The sequence below is a fragment of the Nostoc sp. UCD121 genome, assembly GCF_014222285.1.
Taxonomy (GTDB): Bacteria; Cyanobacteriota; Cyanobacteriia; order Cyanobacteriales; family Nostocaceae; genus Nostoc.
In genome coordinates this window covers 1-26,062 of record NZ_JACKZS010000106.1, presented here as the reverse complement: position 1 = coordinate 26,062, position 26,062 = coordinate 1, and the positions used below count along the sequence as shown (strand labels likewise).

Below are 26,062 nucleotides of genomic sequence, written 5' to 3'. Positions count from 1 at the left end.
CTGTCATGCTTCTAAAACACAGCATTTAGGTCATTTTCAAAAATACAGCATTTACGAGCGCACCTGCGGAATGTGGGTTTGAATATTTTTGATATTGTGGTAGCTAAGACTTTTCGTATTGAAGACAAAAAGAATAATTTTTCTGGGTTTTACCTTCGTGAATTAATTAATAATTTTAGAGAGTCTATTGCTAGCAGTCTGTATTCAAGTGTTGATGATTGGACATTACTCCAGATGCTAGCTGTAGTAGTAAAATTTGAATTTCCCGATGCAGGGATACAAAATATTACTGATCAGTATCTTAATAAGCTAAAAACAGAACATATTGAAGCTGTATGGTCTGATTTTAAAATAGCGGTTGCTAAAACTTTTGATTTCTTTGATAATTGTTTGCATATTAAGGGTGGAAGATTAATTCCTTATCGATATTTTTACCTGACTGTCACAGCATATTTTTATCGTAATCAGAAACCAGATTATAGTTTTTTAGATAAGTATTTTTGGTATTATAGTTTTCATAATGTAGAATTACTAAAAGATACTACTCAACTCTGGCAACATATAACCTTTATTAATCAACAAAAGGCTAATAGTACTTACTCATTCAATCAATTTGAGATTGATAAAAATTCGCTGAGAAAATCTTTCTACAGTTATAGAGGTCGCTTATCCAGAGCAATACTATCACTTTACGCAAATCAAAAGCCCCAAGATTGGGCAAAACCTCATAAAGATGTTTTATCTGATGTTTATTATCTGCTAACAGATAAGCCTAACTTACACCATATATTTCCAGTTAACTTTATTAAGCAGAGTGGTATTGCTAGTCAAATAGAATGTGACAGCTTGATGAATATTGCCTATTTGTCTCAAATCACTAATTTGAAAATTAGTGATAAAAATCCATTAGATTATCTGAAAGAATATGACGAGCCTGCTTTAGAAGCAGTGCTACGCTCTCATCTTATACCAACTACTATTCTTGAATGGTCAAGAGCCGATGCACTTCCTGAAAATGCCCTAAGCATTTTTATTGAAGAAAGGATAACCCTCTTATTAGAGGCTTTAAGACTGAAGTTAGATGGGATTGAATTTAATGTTTTTGATACGGAAAATCGCACAAATAATTAATATCTATCCCTAAACGAAAGATTCTCTAAAAAATAGGCATTGCTGGGCAAAAATATAAATTAGTCTCACAAGCTCGCTCATCTGCGTGAGATATTCATACTTTTATCCAGCAAACTCTAAAAGTTCTTTCACTTTGTTGCTACGCCAATAATATGAGGACTAACAATTGGCAATTGTGCATCAAATCGCTCATAATTAACACTAGAAAAACCAGCATTTTCTAAAGCAATCAAAGTTTCTCTATCTGGATGGCAACCATCACCTATTACTTTCCAAATCGGACGAATTGCGCTTTGTACTTGTCGCAATACAGTTCCTTTAGGTGCAGCGACGTGTTCAATAAATAAGAAGCTTCCACCTGGTTTGAGTACTCTTAAAATTGCCTGTAATGTATAATCTATATTCGGCACTGAACACAAAACTAAGGTACTAACAACAGTATCTATGCTGTTATCTTCAGCATCTAACCATTCAGCATTACCAATTCTGAGGTCGATATTTAAGCCTAGTTTTTTAGCTTGTTCTTGAAGATAGGAGTGCATGTGGGGGTTTGGCTCGATTCCTATCCAGTGGATATCTTTAGGGTAGTAGGGTAGGTTAGGGCCTGTTCCTGGTCCGATTTCTAACACTTTACCTTGGAGATTTGCAAAAAGAGAACGTTTGTGCTCGCCGACGATTTTATCATACGTACTGCTACTTTGAGCCATCATCCAGGCAAAGAAACGTTTACCAAAGTTGGCAGAAATATGATTTGGTGAATCTCCAATAATTTGGTTTACAGTCATCATCTACTTCCTAAAATCTGAGGCTATAAATTATTGCAATAAGCAACTATTTATAGTCTTAAGATACGATAATTTATGTTTCTTGTACCTCACCCATGTGATTCACCTGATTGGGTGATTTTGATTAATATACATACATGGCGACTTACCGTAACCTACCAAAGAAATAGGAAAAATGCCAATACTTCTCGGTTAAGAATAAAAGCAAGGTAAAGTGATAATTGTTCTCCAAGAAGTGCGATGGTTGCTTGTACAGCTAAACTCTGTAGGTCTGCAACTGGAAGTAGAAGTGTAACAGTATCTACAGACATATAATCTCGCAACCACTCCAGTAGACTATTAAATGTTGCAGTCAGCCTAGCTTTTGTACCATTTTGTTCGCTAGCTACAACCGCATTCCAACCCCTGTAAGGCATTGGTTGTCCAGTGTAATCTCCCCAAAACACCATTGCTCAACTCCATTAACTATAAATATTGTCGTTGCTGCGATTTTGAGTACTCAGCTTTGCGCTTTAAAGATGGCAGTCAAATTTTTTAAGGAATTAATAGCTCCTTTTTGAAATTCAGATTATGACATTTTAGCTGAAAAATTGTGAGGCGCAAGGAAAAAGTAAAGTATTATCTAATCTAGACCTTATGGTATAATGAACGCCAATGGTTACGCTCGCGTTCAACAATTTGTAGTAACCTTTAATCGATCAAAATCTGATGATGTTAAATTTTACAGTATTTATGGGCAGCTTAAGACAGAAAAATAGTCCACCTTAAAATTACATAGAGACTACCCTTAAAACAAATTGTATCAAAAGTCTCATTTTTTTGAACAAAATTATAGTAAAAAAATCAACTCAAGTAATAAGTGGATATCCAGAAGGCTAACATCAATTATTTGTGTTGTAATTACTTGGTTTTGAGCTACATTTATTCACCGATAAAATCAGGTAATGTTTTCTCCTAACAAGAAAACGAATTACATAGTTGACTCAATAGAGACAACTTTTAACTAAAAGTAAATGCCAAAACAGTTTGTATATACTACAAACCACATACAGATTGCAAACTGAATGTATGTAAATTATTGGCATAAACTTTAGCAATGTAGTTGTGAATTAAAGATGAATCAAGGGTTTTAACCATTGAGAATATCTAGATTGCATTTGTGAATTGTCATGCTTCTAATCCTCAACTACTCCATCGAGTGTAAGAGTTGGCTAATAGCCTGTATACCTAAATTTCACCCCTAAATCACAGAGGACAATTTGAACACAACAGTTTTGAAGCGAGAATGGTTCTCCAATACTAAAGCAGACATCCTAGCTGGTACTGTAGTAGCATTAGCACTGATTCCAGAAGCGATCGCATTTTCCATTATTGCAGGCGTTGATCCCAAAGTTGGGCTGTATGCCTCGTTTTGCATAGCAGTCGTGACAGCTTTTGCTGGGGGTCGTCCTGGGCTGATTTCAGCAGCAACGGGAGCAATGGCGCTGTTAATGATCACATTGGTAAAAGAACACGGGTTGCAATATCTTTTTGCAACGACAATTCTAACTGGTGTCATTCAAATTATTTGTGGCTGGCTCAAACTAGGTCGCCAGATGAAGTATGTACCACGATCTGTAATGATTGGCTTTGTCAATGCCTTGGCAATCTTAATTTTTATGGCTCAGTTGCCACAACTTGTTGGGGTATCCTGGCAAGTTTATATAATGCTTGCTGTGGCTCTTGCCATCATCTACTTGTTACCCAGGCTAACCAAAATTGTACCTTCACCCTTAGTTGCGATCGTTGTTTTAACAGCCTTTTCAATGATTACAGGGATAAAGGTTCCAACAGTAGGTGACATGGGCGAATTACCTACTACTTTCCCCTTATTCAGCTTACCGACAATTCCATTAAACTATGAGACATTCACAATTCTCTTTTCCTACGCCTTGCCTTTGGCTGTAGTGGGTTTACTGGAATCATTATTAACAGCTTCACTACTTGATGAACTTACCGATACCCCTAGTAATAAAAATAGAGAAGCTATGGGTCAAGGTGTTGCGAATATCGTAGCTGGATGCTTTGGCGGGATGGCGGGATGTGCCATGATTGGGCAGTCAGTTATTAACATTAAGTCTGGAGGGCGCAGCCGTCTATCTACTTTATGTGCTGGAGTGTTCTTGCTGTTCTTCATTTTGGTGTTAGGTAAGTGGGTGCGACAAATACCAATGGCATCCTTAGTTGCAGTGATGATTATGGTTTCTATTGGAACTTTTAGTTGGTCATCTCTAAAGAACCTAAGCCGCGTACCCAGAGGTGAAACTGCCGTCATGATTACGACAGTTTTATTTACCGTACTCACACACAATCTAGCAATTGGAGTTGCAGTTGGTGTAGTGTTTAGTTCAGTCTTGTTTGCCCGTAGCATTGCCAAAGTTGTGTTTGTAGACACAGTTATTAGCGAAGATAAAACTTCCCGCATTTACAGTGTTGCAGGTCAACTTTTCTTTGTATCAGTAGAAGAATTTATCGCTGCTTTTGATTTTAAAGAAGAATTGGAACGTGTGAAAATTGACTTAACTCATGCCCATATTTGGGATCAATCAGCAGTTGCAGCTATAGATAAGGTAGTGATGAAATTTCGTAGGAATGGTGCAGAAGTAGATATTGTGGGGCTAAATGAAGCAAGTACGACATTAATAGAAAAGTTAGCTATTCACGATAAACCAGATGCGCTGGAAAATTTAAATAACCACTAAATTCAGTAGAAGGCAGTCCCGATGAAAAAGAGACAAGGGGAATAATTCATGACTCTTGACTCAGCACGGGCTAAACGCCCATCTACAGCTAACAGCATTTTCAAGTCAAGAGTAAAAAAAGAAAACCCTCAACAGCAACAGGTTTCACTGCCTTGTATTTTAGATTTCATTATGTCCATCTACTGATCGCAAACACAATTATGAAAAGAATTCTTCTCTGCACTGATGGATCTTCTTTCTCTCAAAGTAGCTATCAGTACGCTGCATGGTTAGCTCCCCGGATGACTGCTGCAATTGAGGTACTTTACGTCACAGATATCCGCACACAGAAGACGGCTGGAACAGGCGATTGGAGCGGGAGTATTGGCATTGATGCTTCTAAGGAACTATTAAATAAGTTAGTAGATTTGGAGCATGAGAAAGCTAAACTCAACCATCAAAAAGCAAAACTCATTCTTCAAAATGCTGAACATTTTTTTGCAATTAATGGAATTAGTGATGTGAAATTTACACATTACACTGGTTTTTTGGTTGATAGTCTCCACGAATTTGAAGCACAAGCAGATTTAATTATACTTGGGAAACGAGGCGAAAATGCTGAGTTTGCTTCAGGACACCTCGGCGCTAACTTGGAGCGTGTGGTGCGCTCTAGTCATAAACCTTGCCTTGTGACATCACATAACTTTCAGCCAATAAGTAAGATACTGCTAGCTTATGATTGCGGTAAGAGTTGTCAGAAAGCTTTGCAGTTTTTAGTGGAATCACCTCCTTTTAAAGAGATGGAACTCCATTTGCTCACTGTAGCAAAGAAACAGGAAGATGAAGCAGCCATGTCTCACCTGCAAACTGCTGAAATAAAAGCACGTACAGCTGGCTTTGCACCAATTTGTCAGATAATACATGGCGAAGCAGAAAAGGTTATAGCCAACTACGTAGAAAAGCAAGATATCAATTTACTGATTATGGGAGCCTACGGACACAGCCGCATTCGGCACTTAGTCATTGGAAGTACTACAGCCCAAATGCTACGCAGCAGCCATATTCCTGTCTTGTTGTTTAAGTAGATTTTTTATCGAACACAAACACAAAAGTTACTAGCAATACTTAAGATGATAAATTAACGGTAAAATTTACAGTCTAATGAAGCACCAAAAATCAAATATTGATCGCTTTTTTTATCTGTATTTACTCTGATTTCTAGTGGTTATCTATTTAATTAATAGAGACTTTAGGATAGTATCATTAATATCTTAAATTAGGAATTTACTGATTATAAAAATATGGTTATTTTGAAAACTTTATATTTTTAATTTAAACTTTACTGTTTCTTGATGATAATTTTGTAAGTCTCTTTTACGATGGTGGAAGCATACTACTTGTGTCACTATAAAGGCACTTTAGTGAATATCTAAATTCTCTGTGTACGTAATGATGACAACAGCAGCAGACTCTAAAAACTGGCTGCAAGTAAGCCGTTATAGTAATCGGGGAAGTATTTATTTGTTTGCTCCGATGGTTAACTTCAATGTGATGGCTGAAGTTGGAGATACTCCCCCCTAATTTAACGTGCTTGTACTTGCTTGGAAATTTTATGAGGAATTCGACAATTACATCTTGATGTCAGCGAGGAAATTTGATTCCGACTTGGAACATAAACAGATGTAATTGAATTGAAATAATTACTTTGATATTTGATGACTGAATATCTGAATTATAGTAGCTTGTCAAATTGCTAACGAATACACATCGAGAGTTAGGTGTTTGATGTTGTGGTAAAGCATTAAGCTTCAGTATTCATCAATGACAAATATAAAAAAGTGTTTTCTCTAATTTTCAACTAGTACAGGTACTAAATAATACAGCAGAATTCCGAACGTTGCAAACTGCTGTAATTACAGATTTGCTTGTAAACAGATACAGCATTTCTTGTATAGCTATGTCTAACAATTAAATAACACCTGTATTTAATAGCTTCTAACTTTAGAGCTTGTATTGAGTTTTTCAAATAGTTGAAAAACTTTATCTTAGCCATCCTATTTTTTATTAATCTGCAATCTAAAAATGCAGATGTAGAAATACAGATGGTATATAACAAGACTCAAATGCAGGATAATTAGGCATTTTACAATTCCATCAATCTCCAAATTCACAATTTAGCTGAGAACAATAGAGCCATGAATCCCTTGAACCATTTCTCAAAATTTAAGCGGTTTCAACAACTTGTGTTAACTACTTTTTTAGGCGATGTTCCAACAATGTTCGGCGGCGTAAAGTTACGTAATTTGCTATATCGCACTATTTTTTCCCGGATAGGTAGCTCAGTTTATATTCAAGACGGTGTTGAATTTATTAGTACTGATGCTATTAAAATTGGGAATGGAGTTTATATTTTTAAAGGTGTTCGTATCGATGGAAAAGGATACGAACACAATATAATTCATCTCGAAAATGGAGTTATTCTTGAGCGCAACGTTCTAATCGGGGCACTGAATAACACTTCTATTCACATAGGACAAGATACTTTTATTGGCCCTAGCGTTTGTATTAGTGGCCCTGGAAATATCAAAATTGGTAAGCACTGTTTAATTGCAGCCCACACTGCAATGTATGCCAATAATCACAACTTTGCAGATCCGACAGAACCAATTAAATACCAAGGTATTACTTGTAAAGGCATCGTGATTGAGGATGACTGTTGGCTAGGACATGGGGTGAAAGTATTAGATGGTGTGACTATTGGTAGAGGCAGTGTTATTGGTGCTGGTGCTGTTGTTACTAAAGATATTCCCCCATTTTCGGTAGCTGTGGGTGTACCTGCACGAGTAATTAAAAGCCGTGACGGTAAGGAACTTATTAAGGATTTCCAAGAAACAAATTATCCAATCTTGTCGGGTAAGGATTCTGCCCAGCTTTTCTTAGATGCGGGTGAGACACCCACCCCACAAGATGTAATGGGATATTTTGTGCTTTTACCCAAATAATGACTAGAATTACGAACCATAACCTTACCAAATGTGTGGTTTAAAAGGATAAAGCGGTTACTTTATGGTCAAAATCGACCACTTTATCCTTTTAGCTTACATTTGATCAACCTTCGTATCGCTCGTGCATGATTGTATTGCGAATCTGTGTTCAACGCTTTTCTCACTTTCCATGATTTGTAGTGCAGACAGTCAGGTAGGTAGTGAAAGTTTTATTATCAAAATTAAATAACTATTGGATAATAAATACTTGTCAATTAAACAATCATTCTAGGAATCAGAGATAAAAGTATCTATCAGTAAACAGATAATAGGAGATTAATTGAATGACGAAAATCACATCAATATTTACTGATAAGAGACTTCATCTACCTTATTTGGATGGATTAAGAGGATTAGCATCTCTGTATGTTGTATTTGTTCACGTTGAACCAGGAATTGGAGAGCAATTACCTATGCACTGGTTATTTTTTGTGAGGGCTATGAAATATGGTGCATTTAGTGTCGTCAGTTTTATTGTGCTTTCTGGCTATGTTTTGATGCTGCCAGTAGCCCGTTCTGAAAATGGTCATTTGCCAGGAAGTTTGATTAATTATATCAAGAGGCGATCGCGGCGAATTTTACCCCCGTACTACATAGCTTTATTTATCTGTCTGATAATAGGAGCAGTTGTCTTCATCTTCGAGAAATTCACTGGATTTCGATGGAATGAATTAGCCGGACTAGGCTCATTTTCTCCTAAATTCTCTTTGATTGATGTTTTATCTCACCTGCTATTAGTTCACAATCTTAGCGAGACTACATATATAACTATCAACTCACCTATGTGGAGTATTCCAACAGAGTGGCAAATGTACTTTTTGTTTCCGCTATTATTGTTACCTATATGGCGGCATTTTGGATTATTGATGGTTGTGATCATCGCTTTTGTGATTGGTTTAATACCCATATATTTATTTAATGGATTTCTTGAACAAGCCAATCCTTGGCTTTTAGGCATATTCTGTTTAGGAATAGCAGCAGCAGATATTGGATTTTCCCAAAAACCCAAGCTAGTAGCTATCAGAAATTCTCTACCTTGGGGACGACTAGCGATTATCTTTACCTGTATTGCCTTTATAACTGAATGGCGACAACTAGGATTGCATATATGGATTAATCAGAGTTTCGCTGGTCTTGCCTTTGCTTGTTTATTTATTTCCTTAACCAAGTCAATAATTGAGGGTAAACAGCCATCCTTAGTGCTACAGATATTACAACATCCTTGGGCGATCGCACTTGGTACATTTTCTTATAGTCTATATCTAACTCATGGGCCAGTCTTGGTGTTCGTGCGTTACCTACTGTTTTATCTGCCCATCTCACCAGATATGTTTGCAGCCGCATCCTATTTACTAGGCACAGCAATGTCATTAATCATTGCTTACTGTTTTTACTTATTCTTTGAGCGGCCATTTATGTCTGGTTTCTTAAAAAAGCGGAAAGTCAAAGATGCTGTGATTTGACATAATTCTTAAAGGATGTTTGAAAAGTTTTAGATAGGTGATTGTCATTACGCAAGCAATACTTATCGGTTAAGAATTATCACTTTACTTTGCTTTTGTTATTAACCGATAAGTATTGGGAAATGTCCACTTATTCTCTCTGCGTTCTCTGCACCTCTGTGGTTAATCTCTTTTTATAAATAATTTATGAATACAAAAATAGCAAAAAGCGTTCCGTAATTGGGAACGCTATCTTTTAGTAAATTCTGTTAAGTTAATATGAATTAAATGCTAGTTGATAAAATTAGGCATGAAGATTTGCTTGTTCCTGTAACCAAGGATCTACAGGTTGTCCATCTTTGCGGCGTAATTCAATTTCCACTACCATCACTTCTTTTGAACCTGGAGGTGCGGGTTTTTTATGGAAAAGAATGTCATAATCTTCTGGATTATGTTTGCGTTCTTTCAACCATTCTTGTACCTTGGTTGTGGCAAAAAATGATTGCCCTTGCTCAAACATTCGCGTAATCTGCAATTGCAGTGTGTAAGGATTTAGCCTACCCATTTTCTACCACCTTTGTTAAGTAAATTTTAGAACAAGTAATCTGTTTACCTTAGATAATCTAATGTTAGTGCGAAGTACGCACATCTGACACTTTACCTACAAGTGCAAATTCCAGTTTCAACACCCTAGCATCTGTAGCAACATCCGAAGGTATTTCGGTATATGGTCTAAGAAAGGGTTAATGCTTCTGCAATCTGTTTTCCACTGGCTAATAAATTCTGCTTGGTTTTCGTCACCTTTGGCAGGAGTTTAACCTTAGTACAGCTTTGCGTAAAATCATGGCGAATTGAGGGTTGAAATTTAAACGCAAAGGTTCGCAAAGGTAAACGCAAAGGGGCGCTGAGAATTCGCTACGAATTAATGTTAGAATAGTAACTCACAAAAAAATAATGTTAAAAACTTGACTGCACCCCAGCACTAAAGTTTTACGTACACGAAGAGACGAGGGAATAGATTAGTTAAAGATTATTCAGAATTTCCCAGTATCTCTATAACATTTCACTACTTAATTCTGTTATAGATTGGAAAGAGGCACGCCGCTTCAAAAACTGACCAACAGACTGAAAATGGTTGTTATGAAGAGCAAAAATCAAGCTGTTTTCGCTTTAATTGTAAAAAGTACTATTGTCTTTTTACCCTTACTATTATCCGTTGGAATTGCCAATGGGCAATCTGCACCATCACCTTCCCCAGCACTAACCCAGACTTCGGTATTGTCGAATCAGGAACGGGAAGAATTAACACGACTACGAGCAGAAAAGCGAATTCAACAGCAAGTCCAATCTGATTTTAATAGCGCTTTTAGTCGTACAACTATTTTACTCAATGTCTGGCTAGTTATATTAAGCCTATTTCCAGTCGCAATTATTGCTTTATTTTGGCTACTGCGACGGGTGGTAATCCGTGAGATTGTTGATAGAGCGATGCAACAATTACAGGGAATGGAAAAATTACAAAATCAGCTATCCACCGTTAAACAAGAGGCTGAAAATGTTATTCAAGATGCTAAAAAAATAAATTATGAACTAGAACAAGAAACGGTTAGTTTACAACAAAAAATTAAAAGCGGGCAAGAAAATTTATCTACCCTGACATCGGAACTAGATTTAGCTAAATCACAGGTATTAAGTAGATTAGAGGCTCAACTCAAAAAATCTCAAGAAAATATAGAAATTTTAGAGTCTAATTTTTCTTCTGTTGTATCTAAATTAGAGGTTGATGCTCAACAACAAAGAGATGTAGCGCTGGAAAATCTAGGAAGTTTAGCATCCGTTCTGTCACAAGAATTGTCTAATTTAAAGTTAGGTGTACAACAACAGCAAGAGTTAGCATTGGCTGATCTTGAAGGATCAAAGTCTGAGTTCATATCTCAACTATCTGGATGGCAGTCTGATGCTCAAAACCAAAAAAATATAGTTTTTGAAAGTTTGGCTAAATTGCAATCAGAATTTGCCGATCAATTATCAGAATTACAGGTAGATGCTCACCACAGAAAAGAGATTGCATTTGAGAGTTTAGGAAAGTTAGATAATGAATTGAAATCTCAGTTATCAGAACTACAGGCGGATGCTCAAGAGCAAAAAAATAAAATTGTTGAGAGTTTAGCAGTATTACAGTTAGAGTTTGCTGAACAACTATCGGAATTACAATTAGATGCTCAAAAGCGCAAAGAGTTAATTATTGAGAATTTAGAAAAAGCTGGTTCTGAATTTAGTTCACAATTTTCAGAATTACAATGGAATGCTCAACAACAAAAAATTCTCATTTTGGAGAAGTTAGAAAGATTAGAAACTGAGTTTGTCTCTCAACTCTCTGAGTTACAATTGGATGCCGAAGAAAGAAAGGATCTTATTCTTCAAGAACTAACTGAAATTACACCTGAATCTATCTTAGAGGCGGTGAATTATGAAGTTAAGGAAGAAAAAGAAATAGAGGAACAGCCACAACAACCAGAATTGACTGCTGAGGAGTATGTAAAAGAGGGAGATGAGCTGTTTTCTCAAAAGCGCTATGAAGATGCGATCGCAGCTTACAACCAAGCGGTTAAAATCCAACCTGATGAACCTGTGGCTTGGTTAAAACGAGGTCTAACTCTCGGAAGGCTGAAACGCTATAAAGATGCGATCGCATCCTACGATCGAGCTATTCAGATTCAACCAGATTACCATCAAGCTTGGTGCGATCGCGGCGTTGCTTTTGGTAAATTACAACAACATCAGCAAGCCTTTGCTTCATTTGAGAAAGCTACACAAATCAAGCCTGATGATGCAGTCGCTTGGTTAAATTGCGGTCTTTCTCTCGTAACGTTGGAACAGTATGAAGAGGCAATAGTGTCTTTTGATAAAGCGCTGGAATTCCAACCTAATTCTCCCAAAATCTGGGATAAACGCGGTTATACCTTGGTAAGATTGGGACGCGACGATGAAGCGATCGCTAGTTTTAACAAAACTTTAGAAATTAAGCCAGATTATGCCAGTGCCTATTACAACAAAGCAGCCTGTTACGCACTGCAAAGACAAGTTGAACTATCTCTGGCAACTCTGAAACAAGCAATTGAACTTGATCCCAGGTATAAAGAAGACGCAGCAACTGACCTAGATTTTGATGATATTGCCGATGATGAGCGCTTTAAGCAGTTAGTTGCGGAGTAGAAAGTTATTTGTCATTTGTCATTTGTCATTGATTCTTCTCCCTCATCTCTCCATTCCCCATATCTGGCGGATTTTGTTCGCTAGACATTGCTTTGAGTTTAGATGTAAAAGACTCAGAGCGATCGCTTTTTTCTGGGGTAAATTGCCCAATCGGGGCATGAATAGCAGCAGGCGGCAGCAGTTTTGGCTGTCGTTGAGGGTAGCTTGGTGATGGGGAAGGCGGTGGGCTTTCTTGTAAAGTTTGCCTTTGGCTAACAGCAGACGATAGCTGAAGGGTTGCCGAAGAAGTCAATTTTCCAGAAAGGGGAGATTTGAGAACAGTTTTATTGTCCCTAGCTTCCTCTTTGGCTTCTTCTTCAACTAAAGATGTTTTTTGCTCATAACTTTTCAGTTGTAGAGTTGCAGTATTGCTGTTTTGATAGCCGTTACGAATCTTCGCAGGTGGTAATTGAGGACTCGTGACTCTCTCTACAATGGGGTTTCTCTTGGCTAGCGGTAGGCTTGGAGCAGGCGATGAGGTTAAGCTTTGGGGAAATTTGCTACAAATCATCCGTTCAAATTCCATATTGAAATGATATGTAGCCTGATCCCGGCGCTGCCAAAATACTAAAATTTGCTGCACCGAAACTGCTTTATAACGGCCTTGATATAGTGCCTCAATTACTGCCAGGTGTAGCCAATTCAGTGGATATTGCGTTTGCCAACGTTCAACTAGCTCATTGGCACTATAGCCACTGAGATCAAAACTATAATTAATTAATAAAGCGATCGCCAAGTTGGCAGAAGTATCTGGGAGTGTTGTTAACATGGGGCTATTAGCTTTCGGCAATAGGTCTAAGATTCTTCACCCATCGCATATTAGCCTAGCGTGCTTTTAACTACATGGTTTTTTTTCCAAGAGTACAAAGCCGATAAGCAGTGTTTCCTATTCTACTTGTCAACTTCTAGAATGCAACCCTACATAGAATGATTTAATCGCAGATGTTCGCCCAATGGCAACTAATGCTTGATAAACCATTGCTGCAACTTCGGCGCGTGTTGCTAGACGTAAAGGTGCAAGTAGTTGGGGATCTGGGTAATTAACGATGATTTTTTGTTGTGTAGCAGTGGCTACGGCTCTTCGGGCGTAGTCGGGAATGGTATGCCGATCGCTATATACTTCTAAAATATCGCTATCAACAGCTGCCAATCCCAGTCCGTTTACTAGGGAGACAATCACCTGTAGGCGTTGGACGTGTTGATCGGGGCGAAAAGTGCGATCGCTAAATCCGCCAACAAAGCCACCACTAGCCGCCACTTGGATAGCGCTATAAGCCCAAAAATCCTTGGGTACATCCGTAAAATTGGGTGCTGAGATTTTGGGAAATGGGTTAAAGGCGATCGCTACCAGAGATGCGTACTGGGCGCGAGTCATAGGTTTATCTGGCTGGTAGCTACCATCAGCAAAACTATGAGTTAAATCCATGCTTACTAATGCCTGGATAAATGGTTCTGCCCAATGTGCATCTAGTTGAACAGGCGCGGGGAGTTTTTGAGATGATGCCGGAGCCTCAGATAAGTTTGTGCTAACCGCTACTAGATTGGCTGGGATCAATTCTGCCAAGCCCTTGATTAGAGAAGGATTCAAATCATTACCTACGGAAATCAGCTTTTGTTTAGTAGCATTATACAAATCAAATTCACTATTATCACGAAAAATATTATCAGCAGAATCTTGGATATTGCCTAAGTCAGGAATTGCATTGCCATTGACTAACAGACCACCTTGGGTATTTTTAGTAATGAGATTTTGACGCAGCACGGGTTGGGCGTTGCGAGAAAGTGCGATCGCGGTACGATTTTCTGATAATTTGTTATTTGTGATCGTCGGAGTAGCAAAGTCACTAATTGCTATACCTAAAGGGTTTCTTTCAAATAAATTCCGCAGTACTTCCCCCTGGCTATGACCTGCTATCACCAACCCGCTAGCAGTATTTTGCACAAATATATTATCTAAAATTTGGGGTTTAGCAGTGCCGGTGGCAAACACACCTTCCCGCCCACAGTCCCTCAAAGTATTGTGAGCTAAAGTAGGTGCAGCCGATTCAATCCAGATACCAGTACCTTTAGCTGAGGGATTAGTGACAGTCACACCTAAAAGACTGGCATCATCTAGCAAGAGCAACGTAATATTTTGTATACCAAAGCTAGGACTTCTATACTCACCACTTCCGGAAATTACAATCTCTGCACCTTTGTTCGCTTCGTTGCCCATCACTGTTGTCTCTTCAGGGATAATCAGTGGGAACACCTCACCATTAGCAGTGCTGTAAGTCCCCGGCTCAAGATGAATTATCGTCGGGATTTTGGTTATTTTTAAGGCACGGGTGAGGCTTTTAAACGGACTCAACCGTGAACCAGTATTGGTATCATTCCCTGTCATAGGGTTGATATAGAGTGTAACGACGAGGGTAGAGTTCACCATTGATAGTTGAGAGTCAATTGTTTTAATTATGACAATCATAAATAACACTACTTGTAGCAAACTTTTTCAAAGTAGTATGACTGTGTATAGAAAATATATCCACATTACTTTTTCTTGCAAGCAGATAATCTGTACACACAAGTTATAGACTCTCATGCAACATTCCGAGTTCTCATCTCGGCCTTTGGTATTCCTAGGTTAAAAGACCACGGTTATCACCCTGAACATCTCAGAGAAGAGTTAGAGAAGGTTTATCAAAGAAGGCAGGAGGCAGAGGGCAGGAGGCAGGAGGAAAACTGCCCTCTCTAACAGCCCGCGACCAGACGGGTCTTGGGTTTAAGACCCATTCCAAAATCTCTGATTTGGTTGGGAGCAATCAGTGTAGGTCTGTTCGCGGAGCGTCTCGTTGGCGCAGCCTCTCGTAGAGAAGAGAAGCCTACACTGATTGCAACCTCTGCCTCCTGCCTCCTGCCTTCTTCACTTGGCACTACTAACTTTATAACTGCGTCAAGCGTCTTGCAGCTAAATTACTGTATCAGTTTTACTGGTGTAGCAATTTAACATTTATATGGGATGAAATTTAAGCAATTAGTAACCAGAAGTAATGACAACTCAGTTTTGGGAAAAAAGCATAGAAATTAATGCGACTCTAAGCAACTTACTATTAAACCCTGTGCGTAGATGCTTACTTTTATGCCGCAGCAAGTTACGTAAAGCGCCTGATGGAGTTGCAGCTAGTCGTCAGACATCGCCTTTCATTCATCAAGGTTGGTGGCTTTTCAGGAAGCGTCTGCTGCCATTATTATTTTTGATATCATTCGTTGCTGTATTCTTACTCAACACCTTTGCCCCTGCTATTGCCCAACTGCCTCCTCAACCTCGTCAAGAAATTCGGGGGGTGTGGCTCAGTGGTAACGATTTTAGCGTTTTTCGAAATCGCTCCAAGGTGCAAGCAGCCATGAGCCAACTACGAAAGTTAAACTTTAACACTGTTTATCCAGTGGTGTGGAACGATGGCTATACACATTACCCCAGTGCCATCATGCAAAAAATGGGTATTCCCTTCTTCTTCAAGGGAACAGATGGACAAGATGTGATTGCAGACATTATCAGTCAAGCCCGCAGAGAAGGGCTACTAGCAATACCCTGGTTTGAATTTGGTTTCATGGTTCCCTTAACTTCAGAACTTGCATCCCAGCATCCAGATTGGTTGACACAAAAGCAGGATGGGACTCAAACTTCAATTAGTGCTGCGGGTGAAGTAGCGTGGTTGAATCCGTTTCACCCCGAAGTGCAAAAGTTGCTCACCGAACTCGTGATGGAAGTCATTACTCAATACGATGCTGATGGCGTTCAATTTGACGACCATACGAGTTTACCTGTGGATTTTGGTTACGATAAATACACAATTAGTTTATATACTCAAGAAACCGGTAATCCTCCTCCACCTAATCCCCAAGCCCAAGTATGGAAAAGATGGCGGGCAGATAAAATCACTGCATTCATGGTAAACCTCTACCAAACCGTGAAAGCTCAAAAACCGAACGCTATCTTCTCAGTTTCTCCTGTTGATTCTGAATACGCCTATAAGGTGCAACTGCAAGACTGGCTCAACTGGGTACGGTTGGGTATTGTCGATGAGTTAGTTATGCAGGTGTACCGTAATGATTTGGCAAGTTTTATCAGTCAAATTACCCGCCCAGACATTTTAGAAACCCAAAAAATTATCCCAACAGGTATCGGTATTTTAGCGGGGTTACGAAATCGCCCAGTTTCCATGTCACAAATCCAACCCCAAGTAGAAGCAGCGCAACAACGGGGTTTAGGTATTGGCTTTTTCTACTACGAGAGCCTTTGGGATATCGCGCCTGAACCAGCAGCGCAACGCCAGTCATCATTTGCGGCTCTTTTCCCAAACCCAGCGTTACGCGATATCTCTCAAAATACACCCCGCCAGCCAACTTTTGATACCATAAGCTTACCTTTATACACAAAACCTTCCCTTGGTCAACGTGTTCGCGGCTATTTTTTAGAAATGGCGATCGCAAATGGTCAACCAAGACGTATCTTGTTAGATACAGGTTCAGCAGGGCTGCGAGTTCCCAAAGAGTTTTTAGGTAATGCTCCTATCCGCAGAACGGGACAAAATATCAAGGAGGTATTAAGTGATGGGACTATCCTTGAGGGAGAATTAGTTTATGCTAACATCCGATTTGGTTTGCTTCCCGCCGCAGAACCCGTTCCAGTACAGATTGTTACCAGTCGCCAATGTACTGCCCAAAAGCCCAATTGTTCAGCAAAGAATGGTGTGCCATTTTCCGGTATTATTGGTGTCAACTATTTTGAAAAGTCACTTCCCTATAATCCATTGAGAAAATTACCAGGCAATTTGAGTAACGGATTTATTGTTACGGGAAATGGTGGTAATAACAATAATGGCAGTCTAATTATCGGTTTAACTGCTGGTAATCAAGTAGGTTTCAAAATGGCTCCTTGGAGTAAACAAAGCGAAATTAATGGTGTACCCGGTAACAGATGGGACTCTCAATTGAGCAAAGTTTGTTTAACTATTGCTGGGAGTTCTGCTAAAAATCTTTGTAACGGCAAAATGATTACTGATACTGGAACTATTAATGGTTTTACTGAATTCAAATCAGCTTCTACAGCAGGTAAGCTCAAACAAGGCGTATTACGTTCAGCGAATGCTGTAAAAGTAGCAATTAATGGCATTTTTGATTACAGCCTGACACCAGGAACCCGCGACGGATTTAATCGCTGGAATTTAAGTATTTCGCCACAATCAGAACTTCCTACATTTGTAAATACTGGCATCGCCTTTTTTGATAAATACGATGTCCTCTTTGACCAAGTTAATGGAAGGCAGGGTTTTCGCAATCGGCGGTAACATGAAAGTAAAGACTTGTTCCCTCACCTAATGTTCAAAACTAGTGGTCTGTCGCAAAAGTTTTGATAGATAAATCAGTTTTAAATTTCTCTTCTCTAACTCTTAACTTCGCGCTCTTTGCGTCCTTTGCAGTTCGTTCTCTTATCCCTCAAAATTAATGCGATAGACCACTAGTCTTCCTGAACCAGCAAAACTGACTTCACAGGACGCTTGATAGAATTTCCCTCCAAATCAACCTTCCCATAAAAGGTTTTGCCATTGTAATAAAGCGAAGAGGAACTTCCTCCATCCAGATTCATCGCTTTATCAGTACCAAGAGTTTTCATAAAATTAGCCAGTGCTGGTAAGGATATCCCACTATTAGCAGGAGCAGAGAGTTTTTGCGCCACCATAACTAAAACAACGCTACCATCACGAGTAATACCAACGGCAGTTCTGGCGTTGGGTTGGTTGCTGCCAAGTGCATCTCGTTTATTGGCATTATCTACAAAACCTTCTTTTTCTAAAGTGAGTTCTGGTAATAGGCTTGGCCCTGCACCTATGGCATCCACTAACTGACAATCGGCTGGCTGTGACGCACTGTGCAGCGCAATATCATAGCGAATATTCTGTCCACATGAGTAACGGCGAAATTCTGTGCGATTGAAAATTTGACTTAGGTAAGATTTTAAGTTGGGATTGTTCACCAAGCGATCGTTTTTCTTGGGGTCAGCCACCACCTTTCCTTGTATGACAACATAAGATGTAGTTTTTTGGTTTGCTGGGTCAAAAAAGCCTGCGTTCAAGATAGCTACGGCTCGATGCTTTTGAGCAAATTCTTCTACTGTGGCTACCTTTTGTGATATTGCAGGAGTTACCAAAAATTTGCTATTAGCTGGAATCAACAAAATGTGAGCGATGCCTTGAGGCAAAGTGCGCTCGAAGTAGCGGATAGTTTTTGGTGGTGAAGATGCAACAGTTGATATTGACGGTGTTGAGGAATGCAAATTAAACCACAAAACCATTGCCAAGCTAATTAATCCCAAACTCAGTATTTTAATTTTTCTCACATTTAAATTCACTTGCAGTTAACCCAAACAAAGTTAATTTAGTTGAAATACTTTAAGCTGAAAAATAAGTGATTAATTTGAATTAGATAATGAGTCAGTTAGCCATCTTTTATAACTGATTCAAATTCTGGAGATAGCAAAGATGTGTCTCTAAATGTTGAGGCAGGTAAGTACACTGTAAATTGAGTTCCTCTACCTATCTGACTGTAAACATTGACAAAACCACCATGATTCTTAATGATACCCAACGCCGTTGAAAGTCCTAAACCTGTACCTTTGCCTACCTCTTTGGTGGTAAAAAACGGTTCAAAAATCCGTTGCTGGACTTCCGACGACATCCCCATTCCAGTATCAGTCACCACGATCGCAACATAAGAACCCACTTTAGCATCAATATTGATCTGGGCAGAATGTTCACCAATCACCAGATTTTCTGCTGCAATCCTCAATATACCGCCACTAGGCATGGCATCGCGGGCATTAACTACTAAATTTATCAGCACCTGATGTATTTGAGTTATGTCTCCACGAACGTACCACAGATTTTTAGGGATATCTGCCTGACAGATAATCGATTTAGGGAATGTTTGAGCGATAATTTGCTCAATTTCTGCCATCAAAGGCTGAATTTGCACAATTGTTCGTTTGCCTTCAATACCCCGTGCAAAAGACAATACTTGCTTGAGCAAATTAGCGCCGCGTTTCACATTATTTTCTAAAGTTTGCAGTATTTGCTGACTCTGCGAATCGGGCAATTTCTTCTGCAACAGTTGAACTGACATTAAAATTGGGGATAGTATATTGTTGAGATCGTGGACAATACCGCCAGCTAACGTACCTATACTCTCCAAACGTTGCGATCGCAGAAGTTGAGCTTCCAGTTGTTTGTGTTGCGTAATCTCGGTGTTCACACTCAAAATGGACTTAGTTTGTCCATGATCATCTCGGATCAATATCCACCGACTTTCAACGATAATTACTTTACCTTCCTTTGTCAGTTGATGCAACTCACCGTGCCACTCACCTGTATTCATCACCTTCAAATAAGCATCTTCTAGCTGTAGTGAAATATCTTTATACAAAAGTTGCAAAACATTCTTACCCACAACTTCCTCAGCCTTCCAGCCGTAAAGACGTTCAGCACCTTGATTCCAAAACAATATTTGGTTGTGGATATTTCGTACCAAAATCCCCTCAGTTGATACATCCAGCAGCAATCCTTGTTCACGGATTTTCTGTTCTGCCTGTTTTTGCTGGGTTATATCTCGCATCAGCGCCAAATGAATGAATGTACCATCAGATTCGTTACGCAGTGGTACAGCATAAGTTTCCATGTAGCGACGAGTACCTTTAAATCCGACAATTTCAAACTCCAAAGTCCCCTTATTACCTTGGCAGATATTTTTATGCAAGTCGGCAAAAGCTGCTCTATACTCTGGCACAATTACGGCATCAATTGGTTTACCAATCAATACATCAGGACTTTCTACTTCCATCATTGCCAACCCTTCTGCATTAATTTCTAAAAGGGTGCCATCCCTAGCAATCAACTTAATACATTCTGGTTCTGCATCTATCACGGCTCGTAAACGGTTTTCGCTTTGGCGTAGAGCCAGTTCCGTCTGCTGAAGTTGCCTGATATAACGCCATAACAAATCATACAGCAGCGCCACCAGCACCAAATCCACAATCGCAGCGATAAAAAATGTGACTATCGCCTTTTGGGAACTTGCTTGCGACTGCTGCATTCCCTGCTGTAATAATTTTTGCTCTACCTCTAAAGAATCGTAAATCAGCTGTTGAATTTCTTTGCTGCTTTGGTTATCTTTATCAGATAATATTCGCAGCCGAACTGCTTCAAATCCCTGGTTTTGTCTAAGATAAATCTCTTGTTGCAGAATGTTGAGCCTACTAGTAATTTTCGGCTCCAACAAAGAAATCCACTGCTGCTTTTGATGGTTGTCGGCAGTTAATTTACTAAGAATCTGAATATTGTGATTAGTTTGTTGATAAGCTGCAACATAAGTTTTTAGATCATCTGCATCTGCTGTAATTAGATAATTACGTTGTGCAGTTTCAGTATCTTTGAGTAGAGATTGGATACTTTCAACTTGAGTAATAACTTCATAAGAGGATATCACCCATTGCTGGTTGTGAATCAGCTTAACAGTATTGCTATAAGAGACTACAGCATTAGTAAATACAACTGACAATGCTAAGACGAATATTGCTTTTAGCTTTTGAACTCTATACCATTTTTTGATCATGCGATGCCCTTTCTGCCGCAGATGCCCTCCATCAGTTAAAATTAAACATTAAAAACAAATACTGAGAATATTTTAGGATTTTAATAACACAGGTAATAAATTACAATCTGTTATAGTCGTAAATATCTGGATTTTTTGGGATGATGATTTATACATAATACTCAAAAATAAATCCGCTAGTTTTTAATATAAATTCATTTTGAGCAGTAATGTTACCAATGCAGTTTGGATCGGATAAGTTGCCTAGCCATAATATTTATAGAGATGTTGCGATTCAAAGTCTCTATTCTATGTTTGGCATTGTAATTAACCCCCAATTCTCCCTAGGCAGGGGGCAATTCATGTAGACGCAAAGCGTCTTTCCGCAGGGTATTGCCCCTACTGTGCGTAGTTTTGCATAATTCCTATCATTGAAAACAGCTAAAGTTATTCTGCAATATGCTTGACATGGTTACAGCAATATGTTAATAATTATAGTTTGTGGAAACTTTACTTCTTAATATAAGCTCTTGGCTAACGTCATTGTCATAGGTGCCCAATGGGGCGATGAAGGAAAAGGTAAAATAACTGACTTACTCAGTCGTTCCGCAGATGTTGTGGTGCGTTACCAAGGGGGTGTCAATGCTGGACACACGATTGTAGTTAAAGGTCAGACTTTTAAACTACACTTGATTCCCTCTGGTATTTTGTATCCAAATACCGATTGCATTATCGGCTGTGGAACAGTAATCGATCCACAGATTTTGATTGCAGAACTCGACCAACTAAAAGAACTAAATATTTCCACTGACCACCTGCTGATATCTGAGACAGCCCACGTAACGATGCCTTATCATCGGTTGATTGACCAGGCATCTGAAGAACGACGGGGAAGCCATAAGATCGGCACAACAGGTCGGGGCATTGGGCCGACTTATGCTGATAAATCTGAACGTACAGGCATCCGAGTTTTAGACTTGATGAACCCGGATGAGCTACGTGAGCAGTTAGAGTGGACGATTAATTATAAAAACGTCATTTTAGAAAAGCTTTACAACTTGCCGCCTCTAGATCCACAAGAGATTATTGAGCAGTATTTAGGGTATGCAGAACGTTTGCGCCCTTACGTTATTGATACATCGTTAAAAATATACGATGCGATTCAGCGACGGCGCAATATTTTGTTTGAAGGCGCACAAGGTACACTCCTTGACTTAGATCACGGAACTTATCCTTATGTCACCTCCTCTAATCCTGTTGCTGGGGGGGCTTGCGTTGGTACAGGGGTAGGGCCGACAATGATTGACCGGGTAATTGGCGTGTCGAAAGCCTACACAACGCGGGTGGGAGAAGGGCCATTTCCCACAGAATTGGATGGAGAGTTAGGAGAATTGTTGTGCGATCGCGGTGCTGAATTTGGCACAACCACCGGACGCAAACGGCGCTGTGGCTGGTTTGATGCGGTCATTGGTCGCTATGCCGTGCGGATTAACGGCATGGATTGTATGGCGCTGACCAAACTGGATGTCCTCGATGAATTAGAGGAAATTCAAGTTTGTGTAGCTTATGACATAGATGGTCAACGTAGCGAACACTTCCCCACCAGTTCTCGTCAATTTGCTAGATGTCGCCCCATCTACAAAACATTACCAGGGTGGAAAGTATCAACAACCGAATGCCGCACCCTGGAAGACTTGCCACAGCAAGCACTGGACTATCTAAAATTCCTCGCTGAATTAATGGAAGTCCCGATCGCGATCGTCTCACTAGGAGCAAGCCGCGATCAAACAATAATCGTAGAAGACCCCATCCACGGGCCCAAACGCGCTTTATTGCAGGCTGACGGCACACCTGCTACCTTGCTAAGTGCGTAAATTAGTCATTGGTCATTAGTCATTGGTCATTAGCAAATGACAACTGACAAATGACAAATGACAACTGACAAATGACAACTGACAAAGGACAACTTCTATGGCTATTACAGTCGAATCTCTGAAACGTCCAGAAGGCAGCAAGCCAAGAGCTTTGCGCCGTTCTGGATTGATACCTGCCAATTTGTATGGTCATAAGGGTACAGAGTCCATTTCTTTGACCATTGACGCTAAAACTGTTGAACGTTTGCTCAAAAGAGTTTCAGTCAACAATACCTTAATTGAATTAAACATTGCTGATGCACCCTGGCGCGGCAAAGCTTTACTGCGGGAACTTCAGATCCATCCAGCAAAAGGTACGCCTTACCACCTCAGCTTTTTCGCGGTTGCTGGTCACGGCGATACTACGGTAGAAGTACGCCTGCGTTTTGTAGGAACTGCTGTTGGTGTTAAACAAGAGGGTGGTGTATTAGACACCGTAATCACCGAATTGCAAGTAAGTTGTGCGCCAGAAAACATCCCAGATGTAATTGAAATCGATGTCACTAACCTGCAAATTGGAGACAGTTTGAGTATTAGTGATATAGCTTTTCCTGAAGGTGTAACACCTCTAGCTGAATTGGAACGACTTGTTGTGAGCGTTTTGCCACCGCAAATTAGCGCTGAAGATGCTGGGACAGAGACTGCAACTGAAACGGCTTCTTAAGCTAAGTCAACTGTGTAATAATTTTTGATGATACCAGGGGGAAACGAAACTCCTGGTTTTTTTGTATTTGAACCGCAGAGGCGCAGAGAGCGCAGAGGAATAGAAATGACAGAAGCGGCTCTTCCAGTCTTAATTCAGCAAATGTTGCAGCCTGGATTTTATCCCCATGCGGTAACAGAACCCATTGAACTAATTCAAACTCACGTTTCTTATGTGCTGCTGACTGGGGATTACGCTTATAAGCTGAAAAAACCTGTGAATTTTGGCTTTTTGGACTTTTCCACCTTAGAGAAGCGGCAGCATTTTTGTCAGGAAGAGTTGCGGTTAAATCAGAGGGGTGCTGGTGAACTATATTTAGAAGTTTTGCCTATAACTCTGGTAGGGGAGCAATACCAGTTAGGGGGAACTGCCGAGGCTGTAGAATACGTGCTGAAAATGCGGCAGTTTCCTCAAGAGTCGCTATTGAGTACGCTTTTTGACCAGGGTAAGTTAAATGAGACACGCCTAGATGAGTTGGGACGGGTAGTAGCTCAATATCATGCCGAAGCACAGACGAATGATTACATTCGTAGTTTTGGTGAAGCGCTAAAAGTCCGCGCTGCCTTTGATGAGAATTATCAGCAAACTGAGAATTATATTGGTGGCCCCCAGACTCAGGAACAATTTACAGAAACAAAGCAATATACAGATAAGTTTTTTGTCGAACGTTCAGAATTATTTGCTAGTAGAATTCACAACAATTATATTCGTGAATGCCACGGGGATTTACACCTGAGAAATATTGCCCTGTGGAACGACAAAATTTTACTGTTTGATTGTATTGAGTTTAACGAGCCGTTTCGCTTTGTCGATGTGATGTATGATGTGGCGTTCACGGTGATGGATTTGGAAGCGCGGCAACGCAAAGACTTAGGTAATGCGTTTTTGAATGCCTACATAGAGCAAACTGGAGACTGGGAAGGTTTACAAGTGCTGCCTTTATATTTAAGTCGTCAGGCTTATGTCAGGGCGAAGGTGACATCATTTTTGCTAGATGATCCAGGTGTACCCGCGACAGTAAAGGAAGAGGCGACAAAAACCGCCAGTGAGTATTACAAACAGGCTTGGGAGTACACTAAACCAAAGGCTGGAGAGCTAATTTTGATGTCGGGGTTGTCGGGTTCTGGTAAAAGTACCACAGCAAGGCATTTAGCTCGTCAACAGGGAGCGATTCACCTGCGTTCTGATGCGGTACGGAAACATTTAGGAGGAATCCCCCTGTGGGAAAAAGGTGGTGATGATTTGTATACGCCTGAGATGACTGAGAAAACCTACACAAGGCTGCTGGAATTGGGAATTATCCTTGCTAAACAAGGTTTTTCAGTGATTTTGGATGCCAAGTATGATAAACAGCATTTGCGGCAAGAAGCGATCGCACAAGCTACAAAGTACGAAATTCCCCTTCAGATTATCCAATGCACAGCACCGCTAGAAGTTCTAAAGGAGCGACTGAACAACCGCACTGGTGATATTGCTGATGCTACTGCCGATTTATTAGCCTCACAAATCAAACAAGCTGAACCTTTCACTGAAGAAGAACAAGTCTACGTAAAGATTTTGGATACAACTCAATCACAAGAGGCACAATTAAAATAATTCGTAATTCGTAATGGGCTACGCCCCGCTACGCTAACGTAATTCGTAATGACGCTCTCTACGTTCGCGCAGCGTGTCGCAGACAGAGGCTATGCGTAGCTTGCTTCTTCATAGAGGTCGCGAACTTGCTAGCGCTATGCTAACGTAATTCGTAATTGAATCGAAAATTACGAACTACGAATTGGTATCTAGTTGATAGCCTTTTTTTTACTATATGGCAGACAAAAAGAACGACTTTTTGAGTATTTCTCCCAGCTTCTTTTCTCAGTTGTTATTTGGGGCATTTTTAACATTTATATTAATAATGACCGGCTCCGCACCAGCCCTAAGCATCTTCTTAGGAATCATGGGCGGTTTCATCCTCAGTTGGATCACCAATGTAACCGATAATAGCCCCCAAGCACCAAATGTAGCCTCCTCTGATGGTGTTGATACAGGGCTAAAATACTGGTTATTTTTTATGCTTGGCTTTGTATATTTAGGCTATCCAGCACCCACGAGTATCTTGCTGGGTGGAATAGGCGCTTTAGCTGGAGGCTGGATTACTGCTTGGTGGGGAAGTAAAGAAGAAACTAGAACTCAGTTGCAAGTTGAAGAATTAGAAGAGAGCGAAGTTGAACCAACAAACGACAGAATCAACAAACGGCAAACAAGAAGAAACACCCGCCGTTACCGTCGCGCTCCTGGAAGTAGTATCAATTTCAAGTTTTGGGAAAGGTAGTAATTTGGGAATTGGGTATTAGTCGAATGGCACTAAGAAAAGCTGAAACCTCGTCAGGGCAGGGTGTGGGAGGTGTGTGAGGACGGGGAAGAAGTCTTACCCCCCACACTCCCCACACTCCCCACTC

At 39.9% G+C, this 26,062-nt stretch carries 20 protein-coding genes; 13 read left to right on the top strand and 7 right to left on the bottom strand.

The window, feature by feature from the left end:
- The first annotated feature begins 78 nt into the window (after window positions 1–78).
- A complete protein-coding gene (locus tag GNF10_RS21300; RefSeq protein ID WP_185592117.1) occupies window positions 79–1,131 on the top strand; it encodes a hypothetical protein in 1,053 nt (350 codons plus the stop codon).
- 128 nt (window positions 1,132–1,259) lie between these two features.
- Here GNF10_RS21300 and GNF10_RS21295 read toward each other — a convergent pair whose 3' ends face one another.
- On the bottom strand, window positions 1,260–1,919 hold the full coding sequence (locus GNF10_RS21295; RefSeq protein WP_185581530.1) for a class I SAM-dependent methyltransferase: 660 nt from the start codon (window positions 1,917–1,919) through the stop codon (window positions 1,260–1,262).
- Window positions 1,920–2,071: 152 nt separating this feature from the next.
- Window positions 2,072–2,365 carry a hypothetical protein gene (locus GNF10_RS21290; RefSeq protein WP_185581529.1) on the bottom strand — a complete coding sequence of 98 codons (294 nt, stop codon included), beginning with the start codon at window positions 2,363–2,365 and terminating at the stop codon, window positions 2,072–2,074.
- Window positions 2,366–3,175: 810 nt separating this feature from the next.
- Between GNF10_RS21290 and GNF10_RS21285 the strand changes: the two genes are divergently transcribed.
- From GNF10_RS21285 to GNF10_RS21265, 6 genes are all read left to right on the top strand, one after another.
- Window positions 3,176–4,657 (top strand): SulP family inorganic anion transporter, encoded by a 1,482-nt coding sequence (locus tag GNF10_RS21285; protein ID WP_185581528.1) that lies wholly within the window; start codon window positions 3,176–3,178, stop codon window positions 4,655–4,657.
- 48 nt (window positions 4,658–4,705) lie between these two features.
- Complete coding sequence (locus GNF10_RS21280; protein WP_185581527.1) at window positions 4,706–4,843, top strand: hypothetical protein; 138 nt, start codon at window positions 4,706–4,708, stop codon at window positions 4,841–4,843.
- Between the two features lie 14 nt (window positions 4,844–4,857).
- Window positions 4,858–5,721, top strand: a complete 864-nt coding sequence (locus GNF10_RS21275) for a universal stress protein (protein WP_185581526.1) — start codon at window positions 4,858–4,860, stop codon at window positions 5,719–5,721.
- A gap of 364 nt (window positions 5,722–6,085) precedes the next feature.
- Complete coding sequence (locus GNF10_RS38735; RefSeq protein WP_257798097.1) at window positions 6,086–6,217, top strand: hypothetical protein; 132 nt, start codon at window positions 6,086–6,088, stop codon at window positions 6,215–6,217.
- Window positions 6,218–6,831: 614 nt separating this feature from the next.
- Window positions 6,832–7,638: a DapH/DapD/GlmU-related protein gene (locus tag GNF10_RS21270; RefSeq protein WP_311774198.1), complete on the top strand. Its 807-nt coding sequence runs from the start codon at window positions 6,832–6,834 to the stop codon at window positions 7,636–7,638.
- A 326-nt stretch (window positions 7,639–7,964) separates the two neighbouring features.
- Window positions 7,965–9,143 carry an acyltransferase gene (locus GNF10_RS21265; RefSeq protein WP_185587128.1) on the top strand — a complete coding sequence of 393 codons (1,179 nt, stop codon included), beginning with the start codon at window positions 7,965–7,967 and terminating at the stop codon, window positions 9,141–9,143.
- Between the two features lie 283 nt (window positions 9,144–9,426).
- Here GNF10_RS21265 and GNF10_RS21260 read toward each other — a convergent pair whose 3' ends face one another.
- Window positions 9,427–9,687, bottom strand: a complete 261-nt coding sequence (locus GNF10_RS21260) for a hypothetical protein (RefSeq protein ID WP_012407382.1) — start codon at window positions 9,685–9,687, stop codon at window positions 9,427–9,429.
- A gap of 575 nt (window positions 9,688–10,262) precedes the next feature.
- Here GNF10_RS21260 and GNF10_RS21255 point away from each other — a divergent pair.
- Window positions 10,263–12,338 carry a tetratricopeptide repeat protein gene (locus GNF10_RS21255; protein ID WP_185585886.1) on the top strand — a complete coding sequence of 692 codons (2,076 nt, stop codon included), beginning with the start codon at window positions 10,263–10,265 and terminating at the stop codon, window positions 12,336–12,338.
- 25 nt (window positions 12,339–12,363) lie between these two features.
- Here the strand turns inward: GNF10_RS21255 and GNF10_RS21250 are convergent, their stop codons facing one another.
- Window positions 12,364–13,146 (bottom strand): hypothetical protein, encoded by a 783-nt coding sequence (locus GNF10_RS21250; RefSeq protein ID WP_185585885.1) that lies wholly within the window; start codon window positions 13,144–13,146, stop codon window positions 12,364–12,366.
- Between the two features lie 129 nt (window positions 13,147–13,275).
- Window positions 13,276–14,802, bottom strand: a complete 1,527-nt coding sequence (locus GNF10_RS21245) for a DUF1565 domain-containing protein (RefSeq protein ID WP_185585889.1) — start codon at window positions 14,800–14,802, stop codon at window positions 13,276–13,278.
- 604 nt (window positions 14,803–15,406) lie between these two features.
- Here GNF10_RS21245 and GNF10_RS21240 point away from each other — a divergent pair.
- Window positions 15,407–17,707 carry a glycoside hydrolase family 10 protein gene (locus GNF10_RS21240; protein WP_221643439.1) on the top strand — a complete coding sequence of 767 codons (2,301 nt, stop codon included), beginning with the start codon at window positions 15,407–15,409 and terminating at the stop codon, window positions 17,705–17,707.
- A 170-nt stretch (window positions 17,708–17,877) separates the two neighbouring features.
- Here the strand turns inward: GNF10_RS21240 and GNF10_RS21235 are convergent, their stop codons facing one another.
- Both GNF10_RS21235 and GNF10_RS21230 read right to left on the bottom strand, forming a co-directional pair.
- Window positions 17,878–18,756, bottom strand: a complete 879-nt coding sequence (locus tag GNF10_RS21235) for a phosphodiester glycosidase family protein (RefSeq protein ID WP_311774197.1) — start codon at window positions 18,754–18,756, stop codon at window positions 17,878–17,880.
- Window positions 18,757–18,854: 98 nt separating this feature from the next.
- Window positions 18,855–21,023, bottom strand: coding sequence for a PAS domain S-box protein (locus tag GNF10_RS21230; RefSeq protein WP_185585884.1), 2,169 nt, complete (start codon window positions 21,021–21,023; stop codon window positions 18,855–18,857).
- A 509-nt stretch (window positions 21,024–21,532) separates the two neighbouring features.
- Here GNF10_RS21230 and GNF10_RS21225 point away from each other — a divergent pair.
- From GNF10_RS21225 to GNF10_RS21210, 4 genes are all read left to right on the top strand, one after another.
- Complete coding sequence (locus tag GNF10_RS21225) at window positions 21,533–22,876, top strand: adenylosuccinate synthase (protein WP_185585551.1); 1,344 nt, start codon at window positions 21,533–21,535, stop codon at window positions 22,874–22,876.
- A gap of 97 nt (window positions 22,877–22,973) precedes the next feature.
- Window positions 22,974–23,579, top strand: a complete 606-nt coding sequence (locus GNF10_RS21220) for a 50S ribosomal protein L25/general stress protein Ctc (RefSeq protein WP_185585550.1) — start codon at window positions 22,974–22,976, stop codon at window positions 23,577–23,579.
- Window positions 23,580–23,684: 105 nt separating this feature from the next.
- On the top strand, window positions 23,685–25,214 hold the full coding sequence (locus GNF10_RS21215) for an AAA family ATPase (RefSeq protein WP_185585549.1): 1,530 nt from the start codon (window positions 23,685–23,687) through the stop codon (window positions 25,212–25,214).
- 214 nt (window positions 25,215–25,428) lie between these two features.
- Complete coding sequence (locus GNF10_RS21210; RefSeq protein WP_185585548.1) at window positions 25,429–25,935, top strand: hypothetical protein; 507 nt, start codon at window positions 25,429–25,431, stop codon at window positions 25,933–25,935.
- Window positions 25,936–26,062: the final 127 nt, after the last annotated feature.

Excerpts from the sequence above, each read along its gene's own strand:
- GNF10_RS21255 (WP_185585886.1), top strand. The coding sequence starts at position 10,263 with ATGAAGAGCAAAAATCAAGCTGTTTTCGCTTTAATTGTAAAAAGTACT.
- GNF10_RS21220 (WP_185585550.1), top strand. The coding sequence starts at position 22,974 with ATGGCTATTACAGTCGAATCTCTGAAACGTCCAGAAGGCAGCAAGCCA.
- GNF10_RS21280 (WP_185581527.1), top strand. The coding sequence starts at position 4,706 with ATGACTCTTGACTCAGCACGGGCTAAACGCCCATCTACAGCTAACAGC.
- GNF10_RS21260 (WP_012407382.1), bottom strand. The coding sequence starts at position 9,687 with ATGGGTAGGCTAAATCCTTACACACTGCAATTGCAGATTACGCGAATG.
- GNF10_RS21270 (WP_311774198.1), top strand. The coding sequence starts at position 6,832 with ATGAATCCCTTGAACCATTTCTCAAAATTTAAGCGGTTTCAACAACTT.
- GNF10_RS21295 (WP_185581530.1), bottom strand. The coding sequence starts at position 1,919 with ATGATGACTGTAAACCAAATTATTGGAGATTCACCAAATCATATTTCT.
- GNF10_RS21240 (WP_221643439.1), top strand. The coding sequence starts at position 15,407 with ATGACAACTCAGTTTTGGGAAAAAAGCATAGAAATTAATGCGACTCTA.
- GNF10_RS21210 (WP_185585548.1), top strand. The coding sequence starts at position 25,429 with ATGGCAGACAAAAAGAACGACTTTTTGAGTATTTCTCCCAGCTTCTTT.
- GNF10_RS21250 (WP_185585885.1), bottom strand. The coding sequence starts at position 13,146 with ATGTTAACAACACTCCCAGATACTTCTGCCAACTTGGCGATCGCTTTA.
- GNF10_RS21230 (WP_185585884.1), bottom strand. The coding sequence starts at position 21,023 with ATGATCAAAAAATGGTATAGAGTTCAAAAGCTAAAAGCAATATTCGTC.
- GNF10_RS21215 (WP_185585549.1), top strand. The coding sequence starts at position 23,685 with ATGACAGAAGCGGCTCTTCCAGTCTTAATTCAGCAAATGTTGCAGCCT.
- GNF10_RS21245 (WP_185585889.1), bottom strand. The coding sequence starts at position 14,802 with ATGGTGAACTCTACCCTCGTCGTTACACTCTATATCAACCCTATGACA.
- GNF10_RS38735 (WP_257798097.1), top strand. The coding sequence starts at position 6,086 with ATGATGACAACAGCAGCAGACTCTAAAAACTGGCTGCAAGTAAGCCGT.
- GNF10_RS21265 (WP_185587128.1), top strand. The coding sequence starts at position 7,965 with ATGACGAAAATCACATCAATATTTACTGATAAGAGACTTCATCTACCT.
- GNF10_RS21275 (WP_185581526.1), top strand. The coding sequence starts at position 4,858 with ATGAAAAGAATTCTTCTCTGCACTGATGGATCTTCTTTCTCTCAAAGT.
- GNF10_RS21290 (WP_185581529.1), bottom strand. The coding sequence starts at position 2,365 with ATGGTGTTTTGGGGAGATTACACTGGACAACCAATGCCTTACAGGGGT.